Annotated in this window: 19 protein-coding genes; 3 read left to right on the top strand and 16 right to left on the bottom strand. The window is 67.1% G+C overall.

The features are described from left to right. Positions 1–11 precede the first annotated feature (11 nt). The 4 genes from LFT44_RS16220 to LFT44_RS16205 all read right to left on the bottom strand — a co-directional run bounded on the left by LFT44_RS16220 (position 12) and on the right by LFT44_RS16205 (position 3,883). Positions 12–662, bottom strand: coding sequence for a DUF305 domain-containing protein (locus LFT44_RS16220; protein ID WP_236799458.1), 651 nt, complete (start codon positions 660–662; stop codon positions 12–14). 57 nt (positions 663–719) lie between these two features. Further along, a complete protein-coding gene (locus LFT44_RS16215) occupies positions 720–1,226 on the bottom strand; it encodes a hypothetical protein (protein ID WP_236799457.1) in 507 nt (168 codons plus the stop codon). Positions 1,227–1,258: 32 nt separating this feature from the next. Next, positions 1,259–3,445, bottom strand: a complete 2,187-nt coding sequence (locus tag LFT44_RS16210) for a heavy metal translocating P-type ATPase (protein ID WP_236799456.1) — start codon at positions 3,443–3,445, stop codon at positions 1,259–1,261. 81 nt (positions 3,446–3,526) lie between these two features. Continuing rightward, a complete protein-coding gene (locus tag LFT44_RS16205; protein WP_236799455.1) occupies positions 3,527–3,883 on the bottom strand; it encodes a heavy-metal-associated domain-containing protein in 357 nt (118 codons plus the stop codon). A gap of 272 nt (positions 3,884–4,155) precedes the next feature. On the opposite strand from LFT44_RS16205, the gene LFT44_RS16200 reads away from it, so the two are divergent. Next, entirely contained in the window at positions 4,156–4,836 is a 681-nt protein-coding gene (locus LFT44_RS16200) for a PAS and ANTAR domain-containing protein (RefSeq protein WP_236799454.1), read from the top strand. Here LFT44_RS16200 and LFT44_RS16195 read toward each other — a convergent pair. The 3 genes from LFT44_RS16195 to LFT44_RS16185 are packed head-to-tail and all read right to left on the bottom strand — an operon-like array spanning position 4,833 to position 7,017. Continuing rightward, positions 4,833–5,450 (bottom strand): hypothetical protein, encoded by a 618-nt coding sequence (locus LFT44_RS16195; RefSeq protein WP_236799453.1) that lies wholly within the window; start codon positions 5,448–5,450, stop codon positions 4,833–4,835. The genes LFT44_RS16200 and LFT44_RS16195 overlap by 4 nt on opposite strands. A 51-nt stretch (positions 5,451–5,501) precedes the next feature. Further along, a complete protein-coding gene (locus LFT44_RS16190; protein ID WP_236799452.1) occupies positions 5,502–6,221 on the bottom strand; it encodes a sortase domain-containing protein in 720 nt (239 codons plus the stop codon). A gap of 22 nt (positions 6,222–6,243) precedes the next feature. Beyond that, entirely contained in the window at positions 6,244–7,017 is a 774-nt protein-coding gene (locus tag LFT44_RS16185) for a CHRD domain-containing protein (protein ID WP_236799451.1), read from the bottom strand. A 232-nt stretch (positions 7,018–7,249) separates the two neighbouring features. On the opposite strand from LFT44_RS16185, the gene nhaA reads away from it, so the two are divergent. After that, positions 7,250–8,602 carry a Na+/H+ antiporter NhaA gene (gene nhaA / locus LFT44_RS16180; RefSeq protein WP_236799450.1) on the top strand — a complete coding sequence of 451 codons (1,353 nt, stop codon included), beginning with the start codon at positions 7,250–7,252 and terminating at the stop codon, positions 8,600–8,602. A 14-nt stretch (positions 8,603–8,616) separates the two neighbouring features. Here nhaA and LFT44_RS16175 read toward each other — a convergent pair whose 3' ends face one another. The 6 genes from LFT44_RS16175 to ctaC form a co-directional block, all read right to left on the bottom strand. Beyond that, positions 8,617–8,793 (bottom strand): hypothetical protein, encoded by a 177-nt coding sequence (locus LFT44_RS16175; RefSeq protein WP_236799449.1) that lies wholly within the window; start codon positions 8,791–8,793, stop codon positions 8,617–8,619. Between the two features lie 199 nt (positions 8,794–8,992). Next, positions 8,993–10,150, bottom strand: a complete 1,158-nt coding sequence (locus LFT44_RS16170; RefSeq protein WP_236799448.1) for an ABC transporter ATP-binding protein — start codon at positions 10,148–10,150, stop codon at positions 8,993–8,995. Next, a complete protein-coding gene (locus LFT44_RS16165; RefSeq protein ID WP_236799447.1) occupies positions 10,147–11,736 on the bottom strand; it encodes an ABC transporter permease in 1,590 nt (529 codons plus the stop codon). Before LFT44_RS16165 ends, LFT44_RS16170 begins: the two co-directional genes overlap by 4 nt. A gap of 4 nt (positions 11,737–11,740) precedes the next feature. Next, positions 11,741–12,796, bottom strand: coding sequence for an iron ABC transporter substrate-binding protein (locus LFT44_RS16160; RefSeq protein WP_236799446.1), 1,056 nt, complete (start codon positions 12,794–12,796; stop codon positions 11,741–11,743). 325 nt (positions 12,797–13,121) lie between these two features. Then, entirely contained in the window at positions 13,122–14,855 is a 1,734-nt protein-coding gene (gene ctaD, locus LFT44_RS16155; RefSeq protein ID WP_236802926.1) for an aa3-type cytochrome oxidase subunit I, read from the bottom strand. 35 nt (positions 14,856–14,890) lie between these two features. Beyond that, positions 14,891–15,709, bottom strand: a complete 819-nt coding sequence (gene ctaC / locus LFT44_RS16150; RefSeq protein WP_236802925.1) for an aa3-type cytochrome oxidase subunit II — start codon at positions 15,707–15,709, stop codon at positions 14,891–14,893. 240 nt (positions 15,710–15,949) lie between these two features. Between ctaC and LFT44_RS16145 the strand changes: the two genes are divergently transcribed. Next, positions 15,950–16,771 (top strand): carbon-nitrogen hydrolase family protein, encoded by an 822-nt coding sequence (locus LFT44_RS16145; protein ID WP_236799445.1) that lies wholly within the window; start codon positions 15,950–15,952, stop codon positions 16,769–16,771. A 31-nt stretch (positions 16,772–16,802) separates the two neighbouring features. Here LFT44_RS16145 and LFT44_RS16140 read toward each other — a convergent pair whose 3' ends face one another. The 3 genes from LFT44_RS16140 to LFT44_RS16130 all read right to left on the bottom strand — a co-directional run bounded on the left by LFT44_RS16140 (position 16,803) and on the right by LFT44_RS16130 (position 19,432). Then, entirely contained in the window at positions 16,803–17,288 is a 486-nt protein-coding gene (locus LFT44_RS16140) for a hypothetical protein (RefSeq protein WP_336885531.1), read from the bottom strand. Next, a complete protein-coding gene (locus tag LFT44_RS16135; protein WP_236799444.1) occupies positions 17,288–18,007 on the bottom strand; it encodes a VIT1/CCC1 transporter family protein in 720 nt (239 codons plus the stop codon). Before LFT44_RS16135 ends, LFT44_RS16140 begins: the two co-directional genes overlap by 1 nt. Before the next feature lie 75 nt (positions 18,008–18,082). Next, entirely contained in the window at positions 18,083–19,432 is a 1,350-nt protein-coding gene (locus tag LFT44_RS16130) for a cytochrome P450 (RefSeq protein WP_236799443.1), read from the bottom strand. Between the last annotated feature and the right edge of the window lie 84 nt (positions 19,433–19,516).

Genomic DNA, 19,516 nt, shown 5'->3' with positions numbered 1-19,516 from the left:
GCTGTCCCACGCTAGAGCGTGGCCAGCAGCTGCTTCATCTGCATGATCTCCGTCTGCTGCGCGTCCACGATCTCGTGGCCCAGCTTCACGGCTTCAGGGGATTTGCCGGCGCTGATCTCCTGCTGGGCCATGTCGATGGCGCCCTCGTGATGGCCGATCATCTGCTCCAGGAAAAGCCGCGCAGCGTCGGTGCCGGTGGCCGACTTGAGCCTGTCGATCCCGGCGTCGTCCACCATGCCGGTCATGCCATGGCCGGTGTGGTCGTTCATCATGGTGGGTACGTTCCACCCCTGGAGCCAGCCGGTCATCTGCTCGATCTCGGGGGCCTGCGCCGCCTTGATCTTGCTGGCAAGCGCAGTCACTTCCGCCGGGACGCCCTGCTTGTCCAGGATGATGCCGCTCATCTCCACCGCCTGGGCGTGGTGCGGGATCATCATCTGGGCAAACATGATGTCGGCCTGGTTGTGGTCGGCGTCCGCGCTGGGCGTCGTGCCCCCGCTGGACCTGGCCCCGGAGCTGGGCATCGTGCTCGACATGGGGCCGGAGTTCCCGTGGTCCATGGGCATGCTGTTGCCCGATCCGGCGTTGCCGGCGCAGCCTGCCAGGCCAAGCGAGGCCGCCAGGGCAGCAGCAATGGACAGGGTCTTGATGGTGGTGTTCATGGTTGTCTTTCAGGGGAGTGGGTGAACTGGGCCGCGATGGATGTGGCGCAGTCCGGCTTACGTCCGGCTGATCGACAGGTCGCAGGGTGTGGGGCTGGGCGGCAGGTAGCCGTAGCCGGCGCCCGCGGTGCTACCGGGGGCGCGAGGTGCAGGAATCGCGGCCGGGGATGCCTGGGGTGGGGAAAGGGTGACCGGGCTGCCGGGCGCAGAGGGGACACAGGGCGCGCCCGATTCCTGGGCGCCCGGGCAGGAATCGCCGCAGGCGGGCGAGGCAAGGGCTGGCGCGTCCGGAGTGGAGGAGCCGGGGCGCTGGCCGGCATGGCCGCCGGCAGCAGCGGAATGCGCGACGGCGGTGTGGCTGGGGGAGTGCCCGGCGCTGTGCGATGGGTGGGCGGACGCCACAGGAGAAGCCGGACTGTGGGAAATCATGACCTGCAGGCCGGACCCGTGCGAGCCATGCCCGGAGGTGAGCACGTGCATGCCCAGCAGCCCTGCGATGACGGCCAGGGCAGCGGCCAGCAGCCAGGCACGGCGAAGGAGGGACGCCACGGCGCGGGTGGTCATGGCCGTCCCTCCTTTCAATGTGCCTGGAATGTTCAACGTACCTCGGACGGGTTCAGTTTCAGGCGCCGGAGGAGCTGGGCGTTCAGTGCCACCACCACGGTGGACGCGGACATCAGCACCGCCCCTGCTGCGGGCGACAGCACCACCCCGGCGAATGCCAGGACACCGGCAGCCAATGGCACGGACAGGACGTTGTAGCCGGTGGCCCACACCAGGTTCTGCCACATCTTCCGGTAGCTGGCACGGGACAGGTCAACCATGGACAGCACGGCCCGCGGATCGTTTCCTGCCAGCACCACGCCGGCGGATTCCACTGCCACGTCGGTTCCGGCGCCGATGGCGATGCCCACCTCGGCACGGGCCAGCGCGGGTGAGTCGTTGACGCCGTCGCCCACCATGGCCACCCTCAGGCCGCGGCCCTGCAGCTCGGCCACTTTCTTGTCCTTGTCCGCGGGCAGGACCTCGGCGAACACCTCGTCGATGTCCAGATCCGCGGCCACGGCCTTGGCCACCTGGTGCGCGTCACCGGTAACCATGGCCACCTTGACCCCGCGCCGCTGCAGGGCAGCAACAGCCTGCCGGGACTCCGGCCGCACCGCATCCTCCATGCTGACGGCGCCCAGGACGTTGCCGTCGTCGACAACGTGCAGGACCGCTGCCCCGCGGTCCATCCAGGCTTTGGTGCTCCCCGCCAGGGAGGCCGGTTCCACGACGCCGAGCTCGCGCAGGAGCGCCGGCCCGCCCACATGCACCGTACGGCCTTCCACGTTGGCGCGGACGCCGCGGCCCGTCAGCGAGGTGAAGCCGGTGGCCGGAGCCAGCGCCAGGTTCCGTGCCTTCGCAGCGCGGACGATGGCCCGTGCCACGGGGTGTTCACTGTCGGACTCTACGGTGGCGGCGAGGGCAAGCACCGCGTCCGGATCTGCTCCTTCAGCTACGGCAACGTCCTCCAGCTCCGGCTCGCCGGTGGTCAGGGTGCCGGTCTTGTCGAACAGGACCACATCGATGGTCCGCATCCGCTCCAGCGCCATCCGGTTCTTGATCAGGACACCGGCCCGCGCCGCCTGCTCGGTGGAAATGGCGATCACCAGAGGGATGGCCAGGCCAAGGGCGTGCGGGCAGGCAATGACCAGTACGGTGACGGTCCGGGTCACGGCGTCGGGGACACTTCCCATCAGCGTCCAGGCGATGAAGGTGAGGACCCCGGCCCCGGCGGCAAAGTAGAAGAGGAAGGCTGCGGCACGGTCCGCCAGGGCCTGTGCGCGTGATGATGAGGCCTGTGCTTCCTCCACCAGCCGCTGGATCCCGGCCAGGGCGGTCTGGTCGCCAACGGCCGTGACCCGGACGCGGACGCTGCTGTCCGTGGCAACGGTTCCGGCCACCACGGGATCGCCTGCGCCACGCGCCACGGTCTTGGATTCACCGGTGATCATGGACTCGTCGAACTCGGCCTGGCCGTCCACCACGTTTCCGTCAGCGGGCATGCGGGCTCCGGGACGCACCAGGACCAGGTCCCCGGCGTTGAGTTCGGACACAGGAACGGTCTCGGTGCCGCTGTCGGTGATGCGCTCGGCTTCGTCCGGCAGCAGCGCGGCGAGGGCATCAAGGGCGCCCTGCGCGGATCCGAGGGCACGCATTTCGATCCAGTGCCCCAGCAGCATGATGGCCACCAGCAGGGCCAGCTCCCACCAGAAGTCCAGGTCGAAGCCGCCGATGCCCAGGCTGGTGACCCAGGAGGCGGCGAAGGCCACCGTGATGGCCATGGCAATCAGCAGCATCATTCCGGGGGTGCGGTCTTTGAGCTCCTGCAGGCCGCCCTTGAGGAACGGCTGGCCGCCGTAGAGGAAAATCGCGGTGCCCAGGACCGGGGGGATCCAGGCGGAGCCGGGGAACTCCGGCGGCATGTAGCCCAGCAGGTGGGCCATCATGGGGCTGAAGTAGACCACGGGAATGGACAGGGCCAGCGTCAGCCAGAATCTGTTCTTGAACATGGCCGTGCTGTGGCCCGCGTGCTGGCCGTGCGTGTGGATGGTGTGGTCGTCGTCGTGCTGGCCGTGTCCGGCGTGCTGTGGGTGTCCGGTGTGCCCGGCGCTGTGTGCAGGGGGCTCCGTGAGCGTCCCCCCGGGCGGCTGGGGGTGGTCATGCCCGCCTCCCTGGTGGTGCACGGCGGGGTGGTCCTGCGTGCCGTGCTGGTCCTGCATATCGTGGTGATCCTGCATGGTTCCTCCTTGGAGGCAATCGCTGCCCGGCTTTACCCGGGGCTGCGGAAAAATGTTGGGAGCGCAGGGGCGCGGCCCGTATCAGGCCAGGGCGTAACCGGCGGCCGCCACGGCCTGGCGGACGTCGGCTTCGGACACCCCGCCGGTCACGGCAAGCCGGGAGCGGCCGCCCGGCACCAGGTCAACCGAGGCCGAGGTTACGCCCGGAACGGCGGAGACAGCCGTTTCGACAGACCGGACGCAGTGCCCGCAGGTCATGCCTTCCACTGCAAAGCTGCGCTGCGCGGAAGCGTCCGCGTCGGCATTTACGACGGCGGCCGGAGGCTCCTGCGGGGTGGTCGCGGGGAGGATGCTGGCCGGCTCCACCGAGTTGGTTGGGGCGCAGCAGCTGCAGCCGGAGGATGCGAGGGGGAGCTGGGGACGGTTCCCGCTGTTCATGTCAGTTCCAATCCGTTGAGGGAATCAAGGGGCGCTGGGGTTGAACGGCTGTGAAAGGCTGGTGCTGGTGCGCCGGCCGGGACATACCACTTCACTGACAACACCGCCAATATACCCCCTGGGGGTATAAAGGTCAAGGACTCTAGCGCATTTCACGCGCGACTTCCATGGGACCTCCCGCACTACCTTCTGTTGTGCAACGCGACCATACTGGAAGGAGCGGGGACAGAGCCGGACCGCTGGGGGCTGGCCATTGCACGGGAGGTGGACCTGTGACGGAGCTGAGCGATTTGTACACGTATTCGAGTGCCCTCGGAGACAGCGAAAGCGATGCCGGTACCTTCCGCGTGGACATTGAGCCCTCCGGTCCAACCTTCCAGTGGTCGGACGGGATGTTCCGGCTGCACGGATACCAGCGCGGCGAGGTTGTCCCCACGCTGGAACTGATCTTTGCCCACAAGCATCCTGATGACCGCGAGCGGTGCGAGGAGATTGTGCAGCAGGTTTCCGCCACAGGCGGCTTCTTCTGCATGTATCACCGGATTGTGGACGCCCGGGGGAAGACGCGGCGTGTGGTGACCTCCGGCGAGGCGGTCTTGAGCGCCGACGGAGCAGTGCTGGCGCTCGAAGGCGTAACGGTAGACCTCAGCCGCACCCTGCAGCGCGAAACCGAACAAACGGCCCGGGACGCCGTCGCGCGTGCAACGGCAACCCGGACCGTGATCGACCAGGCCCGGGGCATCCTCATGGGCCAGCTGAGACTTGGCTCCGATGACGCGTTCCAGATGCTGGTAAGCACCAGCAGCCACCGGAACGTCAAGCTGGTGGTAGTGGCGGCGGAACTGGTGCAGTTGGCCAACTCCACGGAGGCACGGACCTACCTGGACCGTGCCGTGCGGGCCATCCAACTGCGCGGCCGGGCGAACCACGCGGGGGACCGCCGCGCGGGCTAGTGGTGCTCCACCCAGCAGGCAAGGATGGTTGTGGAGAGCTGGTATGCCAAGGCGCCGCGGGTGATGGCATCCGGTCCAACCGCAGATGGAAGCGCCGATGCGTTCACCTGCAGCACAAAGTTGTCCTTTTGGAAAACGGCGGAACCGGCTGCAGTTTCATAGGCGGGAAAGCCCAGGTTGGCCAGCCCCTCAATGGGGGAGGCGTCTGTGGCAAGGGCTTGCATGGCGTCGAAATACGCCCGCGCCCTCGCTTGGTCGGGCGCCTCCTGCACGGTAATCACCAGTGCACCTTCGGTTAGATGGTAGGTGCAGGTGAAGGTGCCGTTGGCCCAGCTGCTTACCGTGTGCGGTTTCCGGTCGAGCGACAGGATGCTGGTCAGCCGTTCCATCGGCTGGTCCCCGCATACCATCCTGGCGGCCGCGCTGGGGCCTCCGGGGCTGGTTTCGGGAACAGCTGTATCGGTGCCATGGTGGCCGGCATGGGCCGCCGCCGTTGAGCCGGCGGGGGCGGGGGGCGCCGCTGGAAGGGCCTGCCCGGCTGATCCCGCCGCAGCACAGCCGGTGAGCAGCAGCGACAGCGCCAGGGTTGCCAGCAGGGGAGCACGGTTCTTCATGACGATCCGTCCTGGCCGCCGCGAGTGGGGCGGCCGTTGTTGTCTGTCCGATCAGGCTTTGAGCTTGGCGAAAACGACGTAGTTGTCATCGAAGAGGCCGGTGGCGGCGTCATAACCGTCGCAGGTGATCAGCCTCAGTTCGGACTCCGGAGTGTTGCCGTAAACCTCAAGGGTGGGGAAATTGTCTTTGCCGTAGACGGCAGCGCGTTCGACGACGAAAATGGCCGTGCTGCCGTCCGTCCGCGCCACACTGACCTCGGCTCCGGGCGCGATTTTACGGAGGTCGGCGAAGACACCTTTGTGGCCGCCGAGCGCGTTGACATGCCCCAGCACCACGGCCGGGCCGCGCTCGCCGGGCGTCGGCGAGCCGTTGTACCAACCAGCCGGGGCTCCGTTGCCCTTGTCTTCCGGGACCTGCAGCGAGCCGTTGGCCCGCAGGCCCAGGCTCAGCAGTTCCGTGCGCAGGCCAATCGAGGGGATATCAAGCGCCGCCGGTGCGGACCGGGGCAGGACTGGGGGTTCGACGACGGGAGGTGCGGTGGGTGCGGGCTGGCCGGCAGGAACGGGGGCGGTGGAGATTGGCGCGGCGGGTGAGGGCATGGTCGCGGAAGGTGCGGAGGATGCCGACGGTACGGGGGAGAGCGAAGGCGATGGGCCGGTGGCGGACGTTCCTGGTGCGGAGCCGCAGCCGGTGAGGGCGAGCAGGAGCAGAAGCCCGGCAGCCGCGGGGGCCTGAAGGCTTCCACGGCTGCCGGAGTTCAGGAAGGACATGGCGTGGTCCAGCCAGCCGGACTTAGGCTTCCGAACCTGAACCGCGGCGGCGGACCAGGTAGGCGCCCCCTGCTGCCGCTGCCAGGACCAAGCCGCCGCCCAGGGCGAGGGCGCCGCTGTCGGTGCCACCGGCCTGCTGCGCAACGCCCGTGTCAACGCCGCCGGCGGGCATCTTCATCTGCCCCGCTTTAAGCGTCCCGCAAAGGGCGGGGGAGGTGGCAGCGAGTGGGAGGCTCGGAACGAGGTCCGATTTGGCGGCCTGCCCGGCCGGGCTGAGGGTGGCCGGATCGAGCCCGTGGACAACGACGACGGCGGTGCCGGACTCCAGGGCGGATTTGGTCTCGGCGTTGAGTTCGAAAGTTCGGTCCACGGTGTAGCTGGCACCCTGGCCCGCAACCTTGAGGTCGAGCCCGGCCGCAGGGCTGGTATCGCCGCTGGTGGACAGGGTCGTCACAATTCCGCCGTAGCTGGGTGCACCCTCGGTGGTGGAAACCACGCCGTCGCCGTCCTTGTCTGCCGACGGTGCGGGGCAGACGCCTTGGGCGCCGCCGTGGATGTGCTGGACGTGGGGGTAGGGCGCGTTGTTGAAGGTGGAGGCCAGGCCGGAGACCTTCAGGACGGCGTGTGCCTGATTGCCTGTGACGTCCACGGTGACGGTGCCCGAGGCAGAGCTGCCATTGATTTGGGTGAGAGTGGACTGGTATGTGTGGTCCGCTGCGGAGGCGGGACCGCCCGAAAGGGCCAGGGCGCCCAGGGCGAGGGTGGGAACTGCGAGGAAACGAAGTGTCTTGTTCATCGGAAAGCATTCTCCTCATGCAAGTGACGTTTTGTCCCAGATGAGGGACATTAATGATTCGATGCCATCGAAGCGCCGGATGGGTGTTTTTGTGAACTGGCCCACAAACCCCCGAAATCCGCCGGAGAAGAGTGTTTGGGGGGCGGCAGCGGGGCCCCGTAGAATGGACCGAAGGTGCGCCGGGAAGTCTGGTCGGCATGTATTTGTCGAACCCGGATTTAAGGACGCCTGCATGAGCGCCACACCGCCCACCCCACGCCAGAACAAATTCTTCGGTTCCACCGTTTTTTCTCGTGGCAGCTACGCCGAGGCGCTGCGGATCGGCGAGATCCTCCGCAAGGAGACCGTCGGCGGTGCCCTCCTGGTGGTCGCTGCCGTCATCGCGCTGGTGTGGGCCAACTCCCCCGCGTCGGACAGCTACTTTGCCCTCCGCGACTTCAAGGTTGGCTACGAACCATGGCACCTTGAACTGAGCTTGGGGGCGTGGGCGGCGGACGGACTGCTGGCGATCTTCTTCTTCCTGGTGGGCCTGGAACTTAAACGCGAATTCGTGGCCGGTGACCTGCGCCAGATCAGCAAGTCGATCGTGCCGGTAGCGGCCGCCGTGGGAGGCGTGGCGGTCCCGGCGGTGATCTACGCCGTCGTCAATCTCGCCAGCCCGGAAACGCTCCGGGGGTGGGCCATTCCCACCGCAACGGATATTGCTTTTGCCGTTGCCGTCCTGGCGATCATAGGGTCCCACCTGCCCAGCGCCCTGCGGATCTTCCTGCTCACGCTGGCCGTGGTGGATGACCTGATCGCCATCACCATCATCGCGTTCTTCTACTCCAGCGACATCCAGGTGGCGCCTCTGCTTCTGGCGCTGGTTCCGCTGGCCATCTATGCCTTCCTGGCCCAGAAGTTCCGTCGGTTCTTTGGCCTGCATGCCGCCGCTGCCTGGCTGGTCCTGCTGCCCCTGGGCGCCGTGACGTGGGCGCTGGTGCACGCTTCCGGTATCCATGCCACCGTGGCGGGCGTGCTGCTGGGCTTCGCCATTCCGGTGATCCGCTCCCAGGCGTCGGGCGGGCCCGAAGCCGGACCCGGGCTGGCGGAGATCTTCGAGCACCGGTTCCGGCCCATCTCCGCGGGCGTGGCAGTGCCTGTGTTCGCGTTCTTTTCGGCCGGCGTGGCCGTGGGTGGCTGGGCTGGATTGGGCTCAGCCCTGACGGACCCCGTGGCGCTGGGCATCATCCTGGGCCTGGTCCTGGGCAAGCCGATCGGCATCCTGGCCACCACGTGGATCCTGACCAAAGCCACCAGGGCCACCCTGGACAGCTCCTTCAAATGGATCGACGTGTTTGGCGTTGCGCTGCTGGCGGGGATCGGCTTCACCGTGTCCCTGCTGGTGGCGGAACTCAGCTTCGGCAACGGCAGCCTGCATGACGACCATGCCAAGGTTGGCATCCTGGCCGCGTCGCTGATTGCCGCGCTGCTGGCAACCGCCGTGCTGCGCACCCGCAACCGGCAGTACCGCCTGGCCGAAGAGCTGGAGAAGGTGGATTCGGACCACGACGGCGTCCCGGACGTCTACCAGGACCGCGCCTGAGCCCTCCCCGGGCTTCAGGCGGTGGCGAGCGGCTTGGCCGGGGGCTGGGGCTTGGCGGTGACTTCCGGTTTCACCGGCGCCCCGGCCTCCACGTGGCGTATCTCCAGGGCTTCGGGGTCCAGCAGCTTGCGCGTGCCGGTCCGGGCGTCCAGGATCCAGAAGAGTTCAAGGGCCGGGACGACGTCGGTCACGCGCCCTTTGTGGAAGAGCCTGCCCCTGTGCCAAGCCTCGATCTGATCCCCGATCCGAAGCTGGGCCGTACGTACTCCTTGTGCCTCCATAATGGGCTGCCTCCTGCTGTTGTATCCCCGTAAGGACAGCTTGGCGGGGAGACATTGCCGGAGTGTTTCCACAGGATGATTTTTCTGTGTCAGGAGAGACGGCTGGTGCTCAGTCCTCCACCGGGAACGCCACGGCTTCGCCCACCACCCGCAGGCACAGTTCCATGCCGGGCCGGGCGATCGAGGCGTTCCAGTGCCGAATGGTGATCACCTCGCCGCCGCCGGGGTACCGGTGGTCAGCGTGCTCGGCCACTTCCTGCGGCACGTTCAGCTTCAGCCGCACGGTGGTTTCGGGGCCGAAGTAGTCCGTGTCCACCACCACGCCGCGGATGGGTCCGTCCTCGGCGATGCGGATCTGTTCCGGCCGCAGCATCAGCTGTACCCGGCCCTGCGCCGGCGGCCGGCGGACCGGGATGCCGCCCAGGGAGCAGGTGGCCAGGGAGCCCTCCAGCCAGGCGTCCAGGATGACGGCATCACCCAGGAATTCGGCGGTGGCCCGGTCCGCGGGGCGGGTGTACACCACGAAGGGGTTACCGATCTGGGCCAGCTTGCCGCCGCGCATCACGGCCACCTGGTCCGCGAAGGACAGGGCCTCGGCCTGGTCGTGCGTGACCAGGATGGTGGTGACCCCTGCCTCGGCCAGGACCTTGGCCACGGCCCGGCGGGTGGCCACGCGCAGGCCCGCGTCCAGGGCAGAGAAAGGCTCGTCCAGCAGCATCAGCTCCGGTTCGCGCGCCAGCGCCCGGGCCAGGGCGACCCGCTGCTGCTGGCCGCCGGAGAGCTGGTGCGGGCGGCGCTTGGCCATGGACGCATCCAGCGACACCATTTCCAGCAACTCCGCCACGCGGGCGTTGACGGCGCGGCGGCCGCCGTCGAGCTTGGCCGCATTCAGGCCGAAGGCAATGTTCTGGCCCACCGTCAGATGCGGGAACAGGGCACCGTCCTGGGCCACGTACCCGATCTCCCGCTTGTGCGCCGGAAGCCACGCGCCATCACCAGCGACAAGGGTCCCGTTCAGCGAGATGCTCCCGGTGTCCGGATGTTCAAACCCGGCGATCAGGCGCAGCAGCGTGGTTTTGCCGGAGCCGGACGGGCCCACGATGGCGGTGGTGCCGCCCTTGGCCACGGAGAGGTTGACGCCCCTCAGGACCGCCTGCGATCCGAAGTTCTTGGTGACGTCCGTGATCTGCAGGTGGCTGTTGGTGGTTGCCGCCACGGAGGGTGCCACCCGGGGCTCGGGCAGCCTGCGGGTTGATGGTGCTGTCACTGTCCGGCTACTTTCTTGGACTGTTGGAAGAGGAGGTAGGTCATGGGCGCGGAAAGCAGGATCATCAGCAGCGCGTAGGGGGCGGCGCCGGCATAGTCGATTTCGCTGCTCTTGCTCCAGAACTCGGTGGCCAGGGTCTTGGTGCCGTTGGGGGACAGGAGCAAGGTGGCGGTGAGCTCGTTGGCGATGGCCAGGAACACCAGGGCCGCCCCGCCTGCGGCGGCCGGGGCGGTAAGCCGCAAGGTGACGCGGATGAAAGCCAGCAGTGGCGGCTTGCCCAGCGCCTGCGCGGCCTCGTCCAGTTCCTTGGGCGCCTGTGCCAGCCCGGCCCGGAGGTTGACCAGGGCGCGGGGGAGGAACAGGAGCACGTAGGCTGCCACCAGGAGCCCCGCCGTCTGGTACATCCCCGGGACCATGCGGATGCTCACGGTGACGAATGCCAGGGCCACCACGATGCCGGGCATGGAGCTGGTGACGTAGTTGGACAGTTCCAGGGACTTGCTGAACCAGCCCGGGTGGCGGACGGCGAGGTATGCCATGGGGAAGGCCACCACGGTGGTGGCTGCGGCGCCCGCCAGCCCGTAAGTGAAGGTGGTGAAGAGGGCAGGCAGGAACTCGGACGCGGTCCAGATGTCCGCCCCGCCGGCCAGGATCCACCGCATGACGTAATACAGCGGAAGTCCGAACGCCAGTGCCGTCAGCGCCACCAGGAACAGCTGGGCCGGCACCTGATACGCGTGCAGCGGCAGCCGCAGCGCCCTTGCCTGCACGCCGGAACCGATCCTCGCGTAGCGGGCGGTGCCGCGGCTGCGGACCTCGGCCACCAGCAGGAGCAGGCAGAAGAACACCAGGACGCTGGCCAGCATGTTCCCGGCTGCGCCGTTGAAGGTGGACTGGTACTGGGTCATGATCGCGGTGGTGAAGGTGTCGAACCGGATCATCGCGAACGCGCCGTATTCGGCAAGCAGGTGCAGCCCCACCAGCAGGGCGCCGCCGGTCAATGCAATCCGGAGTTGGGGGAGCACCACTCGGAAGAAGGACCGCCAGGCCCCCAGCCCCAGGGCTGCGGCGGACTGTTCAATGGCCGGGTCCAGCCGGCTCAGGGTGGCCGCGGCCGGGATGTACACCAGCGGGAAATAGGACAGCGTGGAGATAAGGATGCCGGATCCCAGCCCCCCGAGCGACGGGACGGCCGATACCCAGGCATAGCTGTTCACGAACGCGGGGACGGCCAGCGGAGCGGCCAGCAGCACGGCCCAGATCCGGTGGCCGCGCAGTTTGGTCCGCTCCACCAACCACGCTCCCGCCACGCCAAGCAGCAGGCACAGCGGGATGGTGGCGGCCATCAGGAGCAGGGTGTTCAGCAGGAGTTCGCCCACGCGGGGACGCAGGATAAGCCCGACGGCAGTGTCCCACCCGGTTGCCACCGTCATGTAGGCCACGTACCCCAGCGGGACGAGGGAGAAGAGGGCGATCAGCACCGCCAGGAGGGACACTGCGGAAACGCCGAAAGGCGGGCGGGGGCTGTTGCCCCGGCCCGCCGTCGTCGTGCTCCGCCTGGGAGGAGCCGATAGATCGGTGGTCACGGAATTAGAGGAGTCCTGCCTGGGTCATCAGATCGGTGACCTTCTCGGAGTTGAGCTTGGCGGCGTCAACCTTGGGTGCCTGCAGGTCCTTGATGGGAACCAGCTTGTCATTGGCGGGAACGTCGGAGCCGATGGCGTACTCGAAGGACGTACCGTTCTTGAGTACCTCCTGACCCTTCTTGCCGGTGATGAACTTCAGGAACTCCTGCGCAGCCGCAGCGTTCTTGGAGGACTTCAGCACACCGCCGCCGGAAACGGACAGGAACGCGCCCGGGTCTTGGTTCTTGAAGTAGTACGGGGTGACGTTGCTGGAGTTTTCGCCGGTCTTGGCCTGGTCGCCGTAGTAGTAGTAGTGGTAGATCAGGGCGGCATCCACTTCACCGGCGTTGACGGCCTTCATGGCCGTGCTGTTTCCCTTGTAGGCCTTGGAGTTTTCCTTCATCCCCTTCAGCCACTCTTCCGTGGCGGACTCGCCCTTCAGTTCCAGGAGCGCGGAGACGATGGCCTGGAAGTCGGCACCGCTGGGGGAGGCAGCCCACCTGCCCTTCCATTCGGGGTTGGCCAGGTCAAGCATGGACTTGGGCAGCTTGTCCTCGGTGAGCTTGGTCTTGTTGTAGACCAGCACGGTGGAGCGGGCGGCGATGCCGGTCCACTTGCCGGTGGACGGCGAGAATTCGGCCGGGACCTGGGCCAGGGTGTCCTTGTTGACGTCGGCGAACAGGCCGGCGTTCTCCACCTGCGTCATGGCGGGGGAGTTCTCGGTCAGGAACACATCCGCGGGGGAGGCCTGGCCTTCCTGGATGATCTGGTTGGACAGTTCGGTGTCCGAGCCCTGGCGCATGGTCACCTTGATGCCGGTTTCCGCCGTGAAGGCATCCACCCATTCCTTGGTGAGGCTCTCGTGCTGAGCGTTGTATACCGTGATTTCACCCGAGGAGGCGCCGCCGGAAGCGGCGGACGAGCTGTCGCCGGCGGGGTTGGCGCCGCCGCAGGCGGTCAGGCCGAGAGCTGCGCTGGCGGCGAGTGCGATGCCGGCCAGCGCGCTGTTGCGGATCTTCATTGAGGCTGCTTTCGGTGGGGAAAAAGTCTGCTTGAACCTAGGTCCTATTAGGCAACACGAATGTTTCCTATGTCAGAAAACTGTAGGGTAGGCAAACCTAAGCTCCAAGCCGAAGAGCCCCTTAAGTGACGAGGTTCACATCAATTACGAAACTTGGGCGTGACGTAATTGCCGATGTATCGGCGACTTGCTCGCAGGGCCTTCAACAGCGCTGCCCATAGACACTGGCGCTACTCACAAGTGCTGGCGCTGCCCGTATTCGGGTAGCGCCAGCGTCTTTGCGCCTCGAAGGCCAGGATGCGCCTCGAAAAGCGGGGGACCCTGGCTACTTGTTCGGGTTGGGATCGTGGAGGTCGTGTTCGCCGATATCGGCGGCGCCCAGGAGGCCCTCTCCAGGGGCATTTTCATGCGGATGTACGCGGATACTCAGCTCGGGGTGGTGCAGGTCCAGGGCGGGGCGCTCGGAACGGATCCGGGGGAGCGAGGTGAAGTTGTGGCGCGGCGGCGGGCAGGACGTGGCCCACTCCAGTGAAGCGCCGAAGCCCCAGGGGTCGTCCACCGTGACTTTCTTCCCGGCGCGCCAGGTGATGAACACATTCCAGAAGAACGGGATCAGTGACGCACCCAGCAGGTAGGAACCGATGGTGGAGAACTGGTTCATGAAGGTGAAGTTGTCCTCCGGCATGTAGTCGGCGTACCGCCGCGGCATGCCCAGGACGCCCAGCCAGTGCTGGATGAGGAACGTGGCGTGGAAGCCCAGGAAGAGCATCCAGAAGTGGATCTTGCCCAGGCGCTCGTTGAGCATGGTGCCGGTGAACTTGGGCCACCAGAAGTAGAATCCGGCGAACATGGCGAAGACGACGGTGCCGAACACCACGTAGTGGAAGTGCGCCACCACGAAATAGGTGTCCGAGACGTGGAAGTCCAGCGGCGGGGAGGCCAGGATGATGCCGGTCAGGCCGCCGAACAGGAACGTGGCAAGGAATCCCATGCTCCACAGCATGGGGGTCTCGAACGTCAGCGATCCGCCCCACATGGTGCCGATCCAGTTGAAGAACTTCACGCCGGTGGGCACTGCGATGAGCATCGTCATGAACGCGAAGAACGGCAGGAAGATGGCGCCCGTGACGTACATGTGGTGGGCCCACACCGTCACGGAGAGGGCTGCGATGGCGATGGTGGCGTACACGATGCCCTTGTAGCCGAACAGCGGCTTGCGGCTGAACACCGGGAAGATTTCCGAGACGATGCCGAAGAACGGCAGCGCGATGATGTACACCTCCGGGTGGCCGAAGAACCAGAACAGGTGCTGCCACAGGATGGCGCCGCCGTTGGCGGGGTCGAAAATGTGCGCGCCGAACTTGCGGTCCGCGCCCAGGGCGAACAGTGCGGCGGCCAGCGGCGGGAAGGCCATCAGCACCAGGATGGCCGTGACCAGGGTGTTCCACGTGAAGATGGGCATCCGCCACATGGTGAGGCCGGGGGCGCGCATGCAGATGATGGTGGTGATGAAGTTGACCGCACCCAGGATGGTGCCGAAGCCCGACAACGCCAGGCCGAACACCCACAGGTCGCCGCCGATGCCGGGGGTGAAGGTGGTGTTGGACAGCGGCGCGTAAGCGAACCAACCGAAGGACGCGGCGCCCTGCGGAGTGATGAAGCCGGACACCGCGATGGTGGAGCCGAACAGGAAGAACCAGAATGCCAGCGCGTTCAGGCGCGGGAAGGCAACGTCCGGCGCACCGATCTGCAGCGGCATGATGACGTTGGCGAACCCGGCGAACAGCGGGGTGGCGAACATCAGCAGCATCATGGTGCCGTGCATGGTGAACAGCTGGTTGTACTGCTCTTTGGTCTGCAGGATCTGCATGCCGGGCTCGAACAGCTCGGCGCGGATCAGCAGCGCCATCACCCCGGCCAGGCAGAAGAACACGAAGGACGAGATCAGGTACATGTACCCGATGGTCTTGTGGTCCGTGGAGGTGATCCAGTTGACCACGATGGTGCCTTTGGGGCGCCGGACCACTGCCGGTGCCGCCGTGGCTGCCGTTCCACCCATTCTCTGGCCTGTGGTGGTCATTACGGTGCCGTCCTTTACTCTGCTGGTTCCAAAGCCTGCGGTGCCGGTGCCGACTGCGGCTGCCGGTTGAAATCGTTGCCCAGGCTTCCGGTGTTGCCCTTGGCCTTCAGGTCGGCCATGTGGCTGTCATACTCCTGCTGGCTCACCACCCGGACCTTGAAGAGCATCTCTGAGTGGTACTCACCGCACAGCTCCGCGCATTTGCCCATGTATTCGCCGGTGCGCTGCGGGGTGATGCTGATGTATGGGTTGTACTGTTCGTGGCCCGGGTAGAGGTCGCGTTTCTGCAGGAAATCGATGACCCAGAAGGAATGCTGCACGTCGCGGGACTGAAGGTGCAGCTCCACCTTCTTGCCAACGGGCAGGTAGAGGGTGGGCAGCCGGTCCGGGGCGCCGTAGCCGCCTGTCAGGTGGGCCTGCTGCCCGGCGTCCTCATGGACCTGTTCCTTGACGTAGTTGAAATCCCACGACCATTGTTTGCCGAAGACATCGATCACCACGTCCGGATTGGCGTAGCGCTCATCGATGGCGCGCTGGTCCCGGTCCGTGAAGACGAACAGGACGCCGATGACGATCAGCGGGACCGCGAGGTAGAACACCTCAAGCGGAAGGTTGTAGCTCAGCTGCGCCGGGAACCCCACCGTGTTTTTCCTGCGACGGTAGGCCACGATCACCCAGATCATCAGGCCCCAGGTAATGATCCCCACGATCAGCGCGGCGATCCAGGAGTTGACCCACAGGTCAGTGATGAGCGGAGTCTTGTCGGTGGTGTCCCGGGGGCCCGGAAGGAAACCGCGGGTGACTTCCGCGGAGCAGGAGGCCAGGGCCGGCATGGCCAGGAGGCCAACTGCCAGTGCCGCGAAGCGCCGCGTCCTGTGATTCCTGAACGGTCTTCTACCCACTTGTGGTCCCTCCGGCACGCTCCAGAAGCCCAACTGCATGAGCCCACCGCACCAGCAAAAAGCCCGGTGGGTTGTGTGGCCAACCCTACGCGGGGAGGATGCTGATGGGAAGGGGACGGGCTGCGGCCGGGACAAGACCGGAACGCCAGTCCAGGGACGGAAAGGGCAGTCATGGACCCAGCAGAAATGCTCATCGCGGCGGGCCAGTTCAGCGCGGGCACCGATCCCGGGGAAAATACGACGGCGGCCGGCCGGTTGATTGCGCAGGCTGCGGAAGCAGGGGCGCAGCTGGTGGTCCTGCCCGAGTCCAGCCTGTACGGCACCAGCGAGCCGGCCGGGGCCCTGTCAGCCATCGCGCAGGACCTGGACGGCCCGTTCATCCGGAGCATGGCGGGTTTCGCCCGGGAGCATGGCATCGCGGTGGTGGTGGGAACCTATGAGAAGACGGAGGCTGGGCCGCCGTTCAACACCCTGGTGGCTCTGGACAGGCGCGGCAAGATCCTCGGCTGCTACCGGAAAGTGCATCTCTACGATGCCTTCGGGTACCGGGAAAGCGACGGGATCACGCCGGGCAGCGCCGGGGAGCCGCTGGTCTTCACCCTGGGCGGCTTCAGCTTCGGCGCCTTCACCTGCTACGACCTCCGCTTCCCCGAGAGTGCCCGCGCCGCGGTCGATGCAGGAGCCGATGTCCTGCTGGTGCCGTCCATGTGGATCCGAGGCCCAGGGAAGGAGGAACACTGGTCCACGCTGGCCAGGGCGAGGGCCATCGAGAACACGGCCTACCTCCTGGCAGCCAACCAGGCAGGGCCGCTGGCCACCGGATACTCCATGGCGGTGGACCCGGCCGGGGTGGTGGTGGCGAATGCCGGCGAGGAGCCCGGCCTGATCGTGGCCCGCCTCAGCCGGGACCGGCTGGCCCGGGTGCGCGAGCAGGTGCCGGTGCTGGAAAACCGCCGCTACGCCGTCGTGCCCCTCCCCGACGCAAGGCGCTGAACGGGCCGGGACGGGCGGCTGCAGGCGAGAATTACCGGATGCCCGCCCAGACCGATGCTGCACCCGAGTGGCCGGTTGCGATGCTTTGGTAGACCAGGAAAACTCCGGCCAGCACGCCCAGTACCGAGGTGGCGGGGAGCAGCCAGCGCGCTTCGAGGATGCCGCGCAGGCCGCGGAAGGCGGGACGCCTGGTCAGGATGGAAGGGAAGGCAGCGGCGATCTGTGCAGCCACCACCACCAGGAAGAAGGCGGTGACGAAGCGCAGGAAGCTTCCCTGTTCGGCGTGTTCCTCGATCAGTTTTGAGACCGGCCTCGCCTTCTCCAACTGCTCCCCGGCTTCCGCCGTAAGGACGGACAGCGGGACCAGAATCAGGGCAAGGATCCCCAGCGGCCAGGCCAGGTAGCGCCTTGAGCGCCGGAGCAGCGCGAAAACCACCGCAGACAGCCCGGCCAGCGGCGCCAGGACCACCACGCCGTGGATCAGCAGGATATGGGCGGGAAGGCCGGCGATCTCCATCAGGCGATCCCGGTGGTGCCCAGCAGGCTGCCCACGGCAAACGTGAAGGCCATGGCAAGCGCGCCGCCCACCACCAGCCGGATGGTCGCCTTGCGCTTGGAGCTTCCGCCGATCTTGGCGCTGACGGTGCCGGTCAGGGCCAGCGCCAGGATGACGGCGACGAAGGTGACGGGGATGCGCGCCTGTTCAGGCGGGAAGATGATGGCCAGCATCGGCAGCACGGCGCCGACGGTAAAGGCGATGGCGGAGGCGAAGGCGGCGTGCCAGGGGCTCACCACTTCTTCTTCGTCAATGTTCAGTTCGGCGGCCAGGTGGGCTTTCAGCGGGTCCTTTGCCGTCAGCTCTTCGGCAACCGTGCGGGCCGTGGCCTCACTGAGTCCCTTGGCCTGGTAAATCCCGGCAAGTTCTTCCAGCTCGCCTTCGGGATCGTCCCGAAGTTCCTGGCGCTCCTTTTCGATCAGCGCCCGCTGGCTGTCGCTCTGGCTGCTCACGGAGACGTATTCGCCCAAGGCCATGGACACCGCACCGCCCACTACTGCGGCCGTGCCGGCCACCAGGATGGGCGCAAGGTCGTTGGTGACGCCCGCGACGCCCACCACTGTTGCCGCGACGGAGACGATGCCGTCGTTGGCACCGAGGACACCGGCGCGCAGCCAGTTGAGGCGTGCTGCCACGCTGCTGTCGTGGGGTTCGCGGCTCAGCTTGAGAGTTTCAGACATGCTGGCAGTAAAGCACCGCATGGACCCCCGTGCCACGAAGGTTTGCATCCCCTAACCGTGTTGGCAGGGAAAGGGTCAGGCGGGGGACACCCGGAACCGGAGCCCGAAGTGATTCAGCGTGCCCGGCAGTGGCCGGTCCGGGGACAGCCGGTGGGACTCCAGGGTGAAGGTGCTGTCCTGCAGCAGGCGGGCCAGCAGGGCACTGGTCAGCAGCAGCACCAACTGGCGGCCGGGGCACCGCACCGGCCCGTCGCTGAAGGGAACCACGCCCCAGTCTTCGGGATCACCGGGGCGGGCATCGTCGTGCTGCAGCCAGAGGCCGGGGTCGAAGGTATCGGCCTGCGTGAGGCGACGGCCGTCGCGGTGGAAGTAAGGGGCAAAGACCAGCACGCCGCAACGCGCCGGCATGGTTCCGTTCTCCCAGGCGACCTCACGGGTGGTCTGGCGCAGGATCATGGGCGTGGTGGGCCACAGCCGCAGGGACTCCAGCACGCAGGCGCGCAGGAAAGGCAGGTTCCGGCCGCCGGTTTGATCAGCAGCAACTTCCTCCCGGGCCTGCGCTGCCTGGCTGGGATGGCTGGCCAGGAGCGCCAGGGTGCGGATTGCCGCCATCCCCGCCGGTTCGAACGCGAACAGCCACTGGGGGACCTGGTCGCCGGGCGCCGTGGGGTCCGAGTCGGGCCGCCCGCGCAGGGCGGAGGCCAAGGTGCCGGGCGGAGCGGCATCGATGCCGGCGCGCACGCGCCCCAGGAATTCGGTCCGCACGCTGTGGCGGCGCGGCTTCAGGCCGGACCAGTTGGCGTCCTTCCGCAGCCGGGCCAGCATATCCGTGAGTTCGACGTCGTCCCTCGCCGCATCGCCGAAGACCACCCGCCGGACGGCCCGGTGCCAGGCGGCGGTGAACAGCGGCCAGTCCAGCGCTCCGTCGGCCGACCCGACGTCGCCCATGGCCGCAAGCAGCAGGGCGTCCGCTTCCTCTTCAACGACCGGCAGGAAGGAATCGGCGAACCGGTGGACCGGGCTGGCGGTATCCAGCGCCTGTTCCTGCAGCGCCCGCCGCACAGTCCTGTCGGTGCCGGTGGAAACCAGCACATTCCGTGGCTCGAAGTGCGCCAGCGCACCGCGTTTTTCGCTGCTCGCCGGCGAGAAGGGCTCCGGCGACTCCGCCAGGACCCGGTGGAGCTGGTCCGGGCGAAGGACCACCGCCTGCTTCCTGAAGGGCAGCCGGAGCAGGAGCGGACCGGCAGGATACTTGGCGTCCAGCTTCTGCATCCGCGTCACGGCGCGCCGGTCCAGGCCCAAGCGCTCGGCCAGGGCCTCGACCCGCGGCCGCCGGATCAGGGGACCTTTGGCCGCCGTCGGAATGAAGACGTCCATCAGGAACGCTGCCGTTTCGCCGATGCCGGCGCGTGGAAGGGAATGCATGGGTACCTGCCTTGCTCGGGTGCTCGTCCTAGGGTGAGGTACCCGATTCTGGGCTCCTGTAGCGGCAGGACATTTTTTGCCCCC

This window comes from Arthrobacter sp. FW306-05-C (assembly GCF_021801725.1).
GTDB lineage: Bacteria > Actinomycetota > Actinomycetes > Actinomycetales > Micrococcaceae > Arthrobacter.
This window is presented reverse-complemented; position numbering and strand designations above follow the sequence as displayed.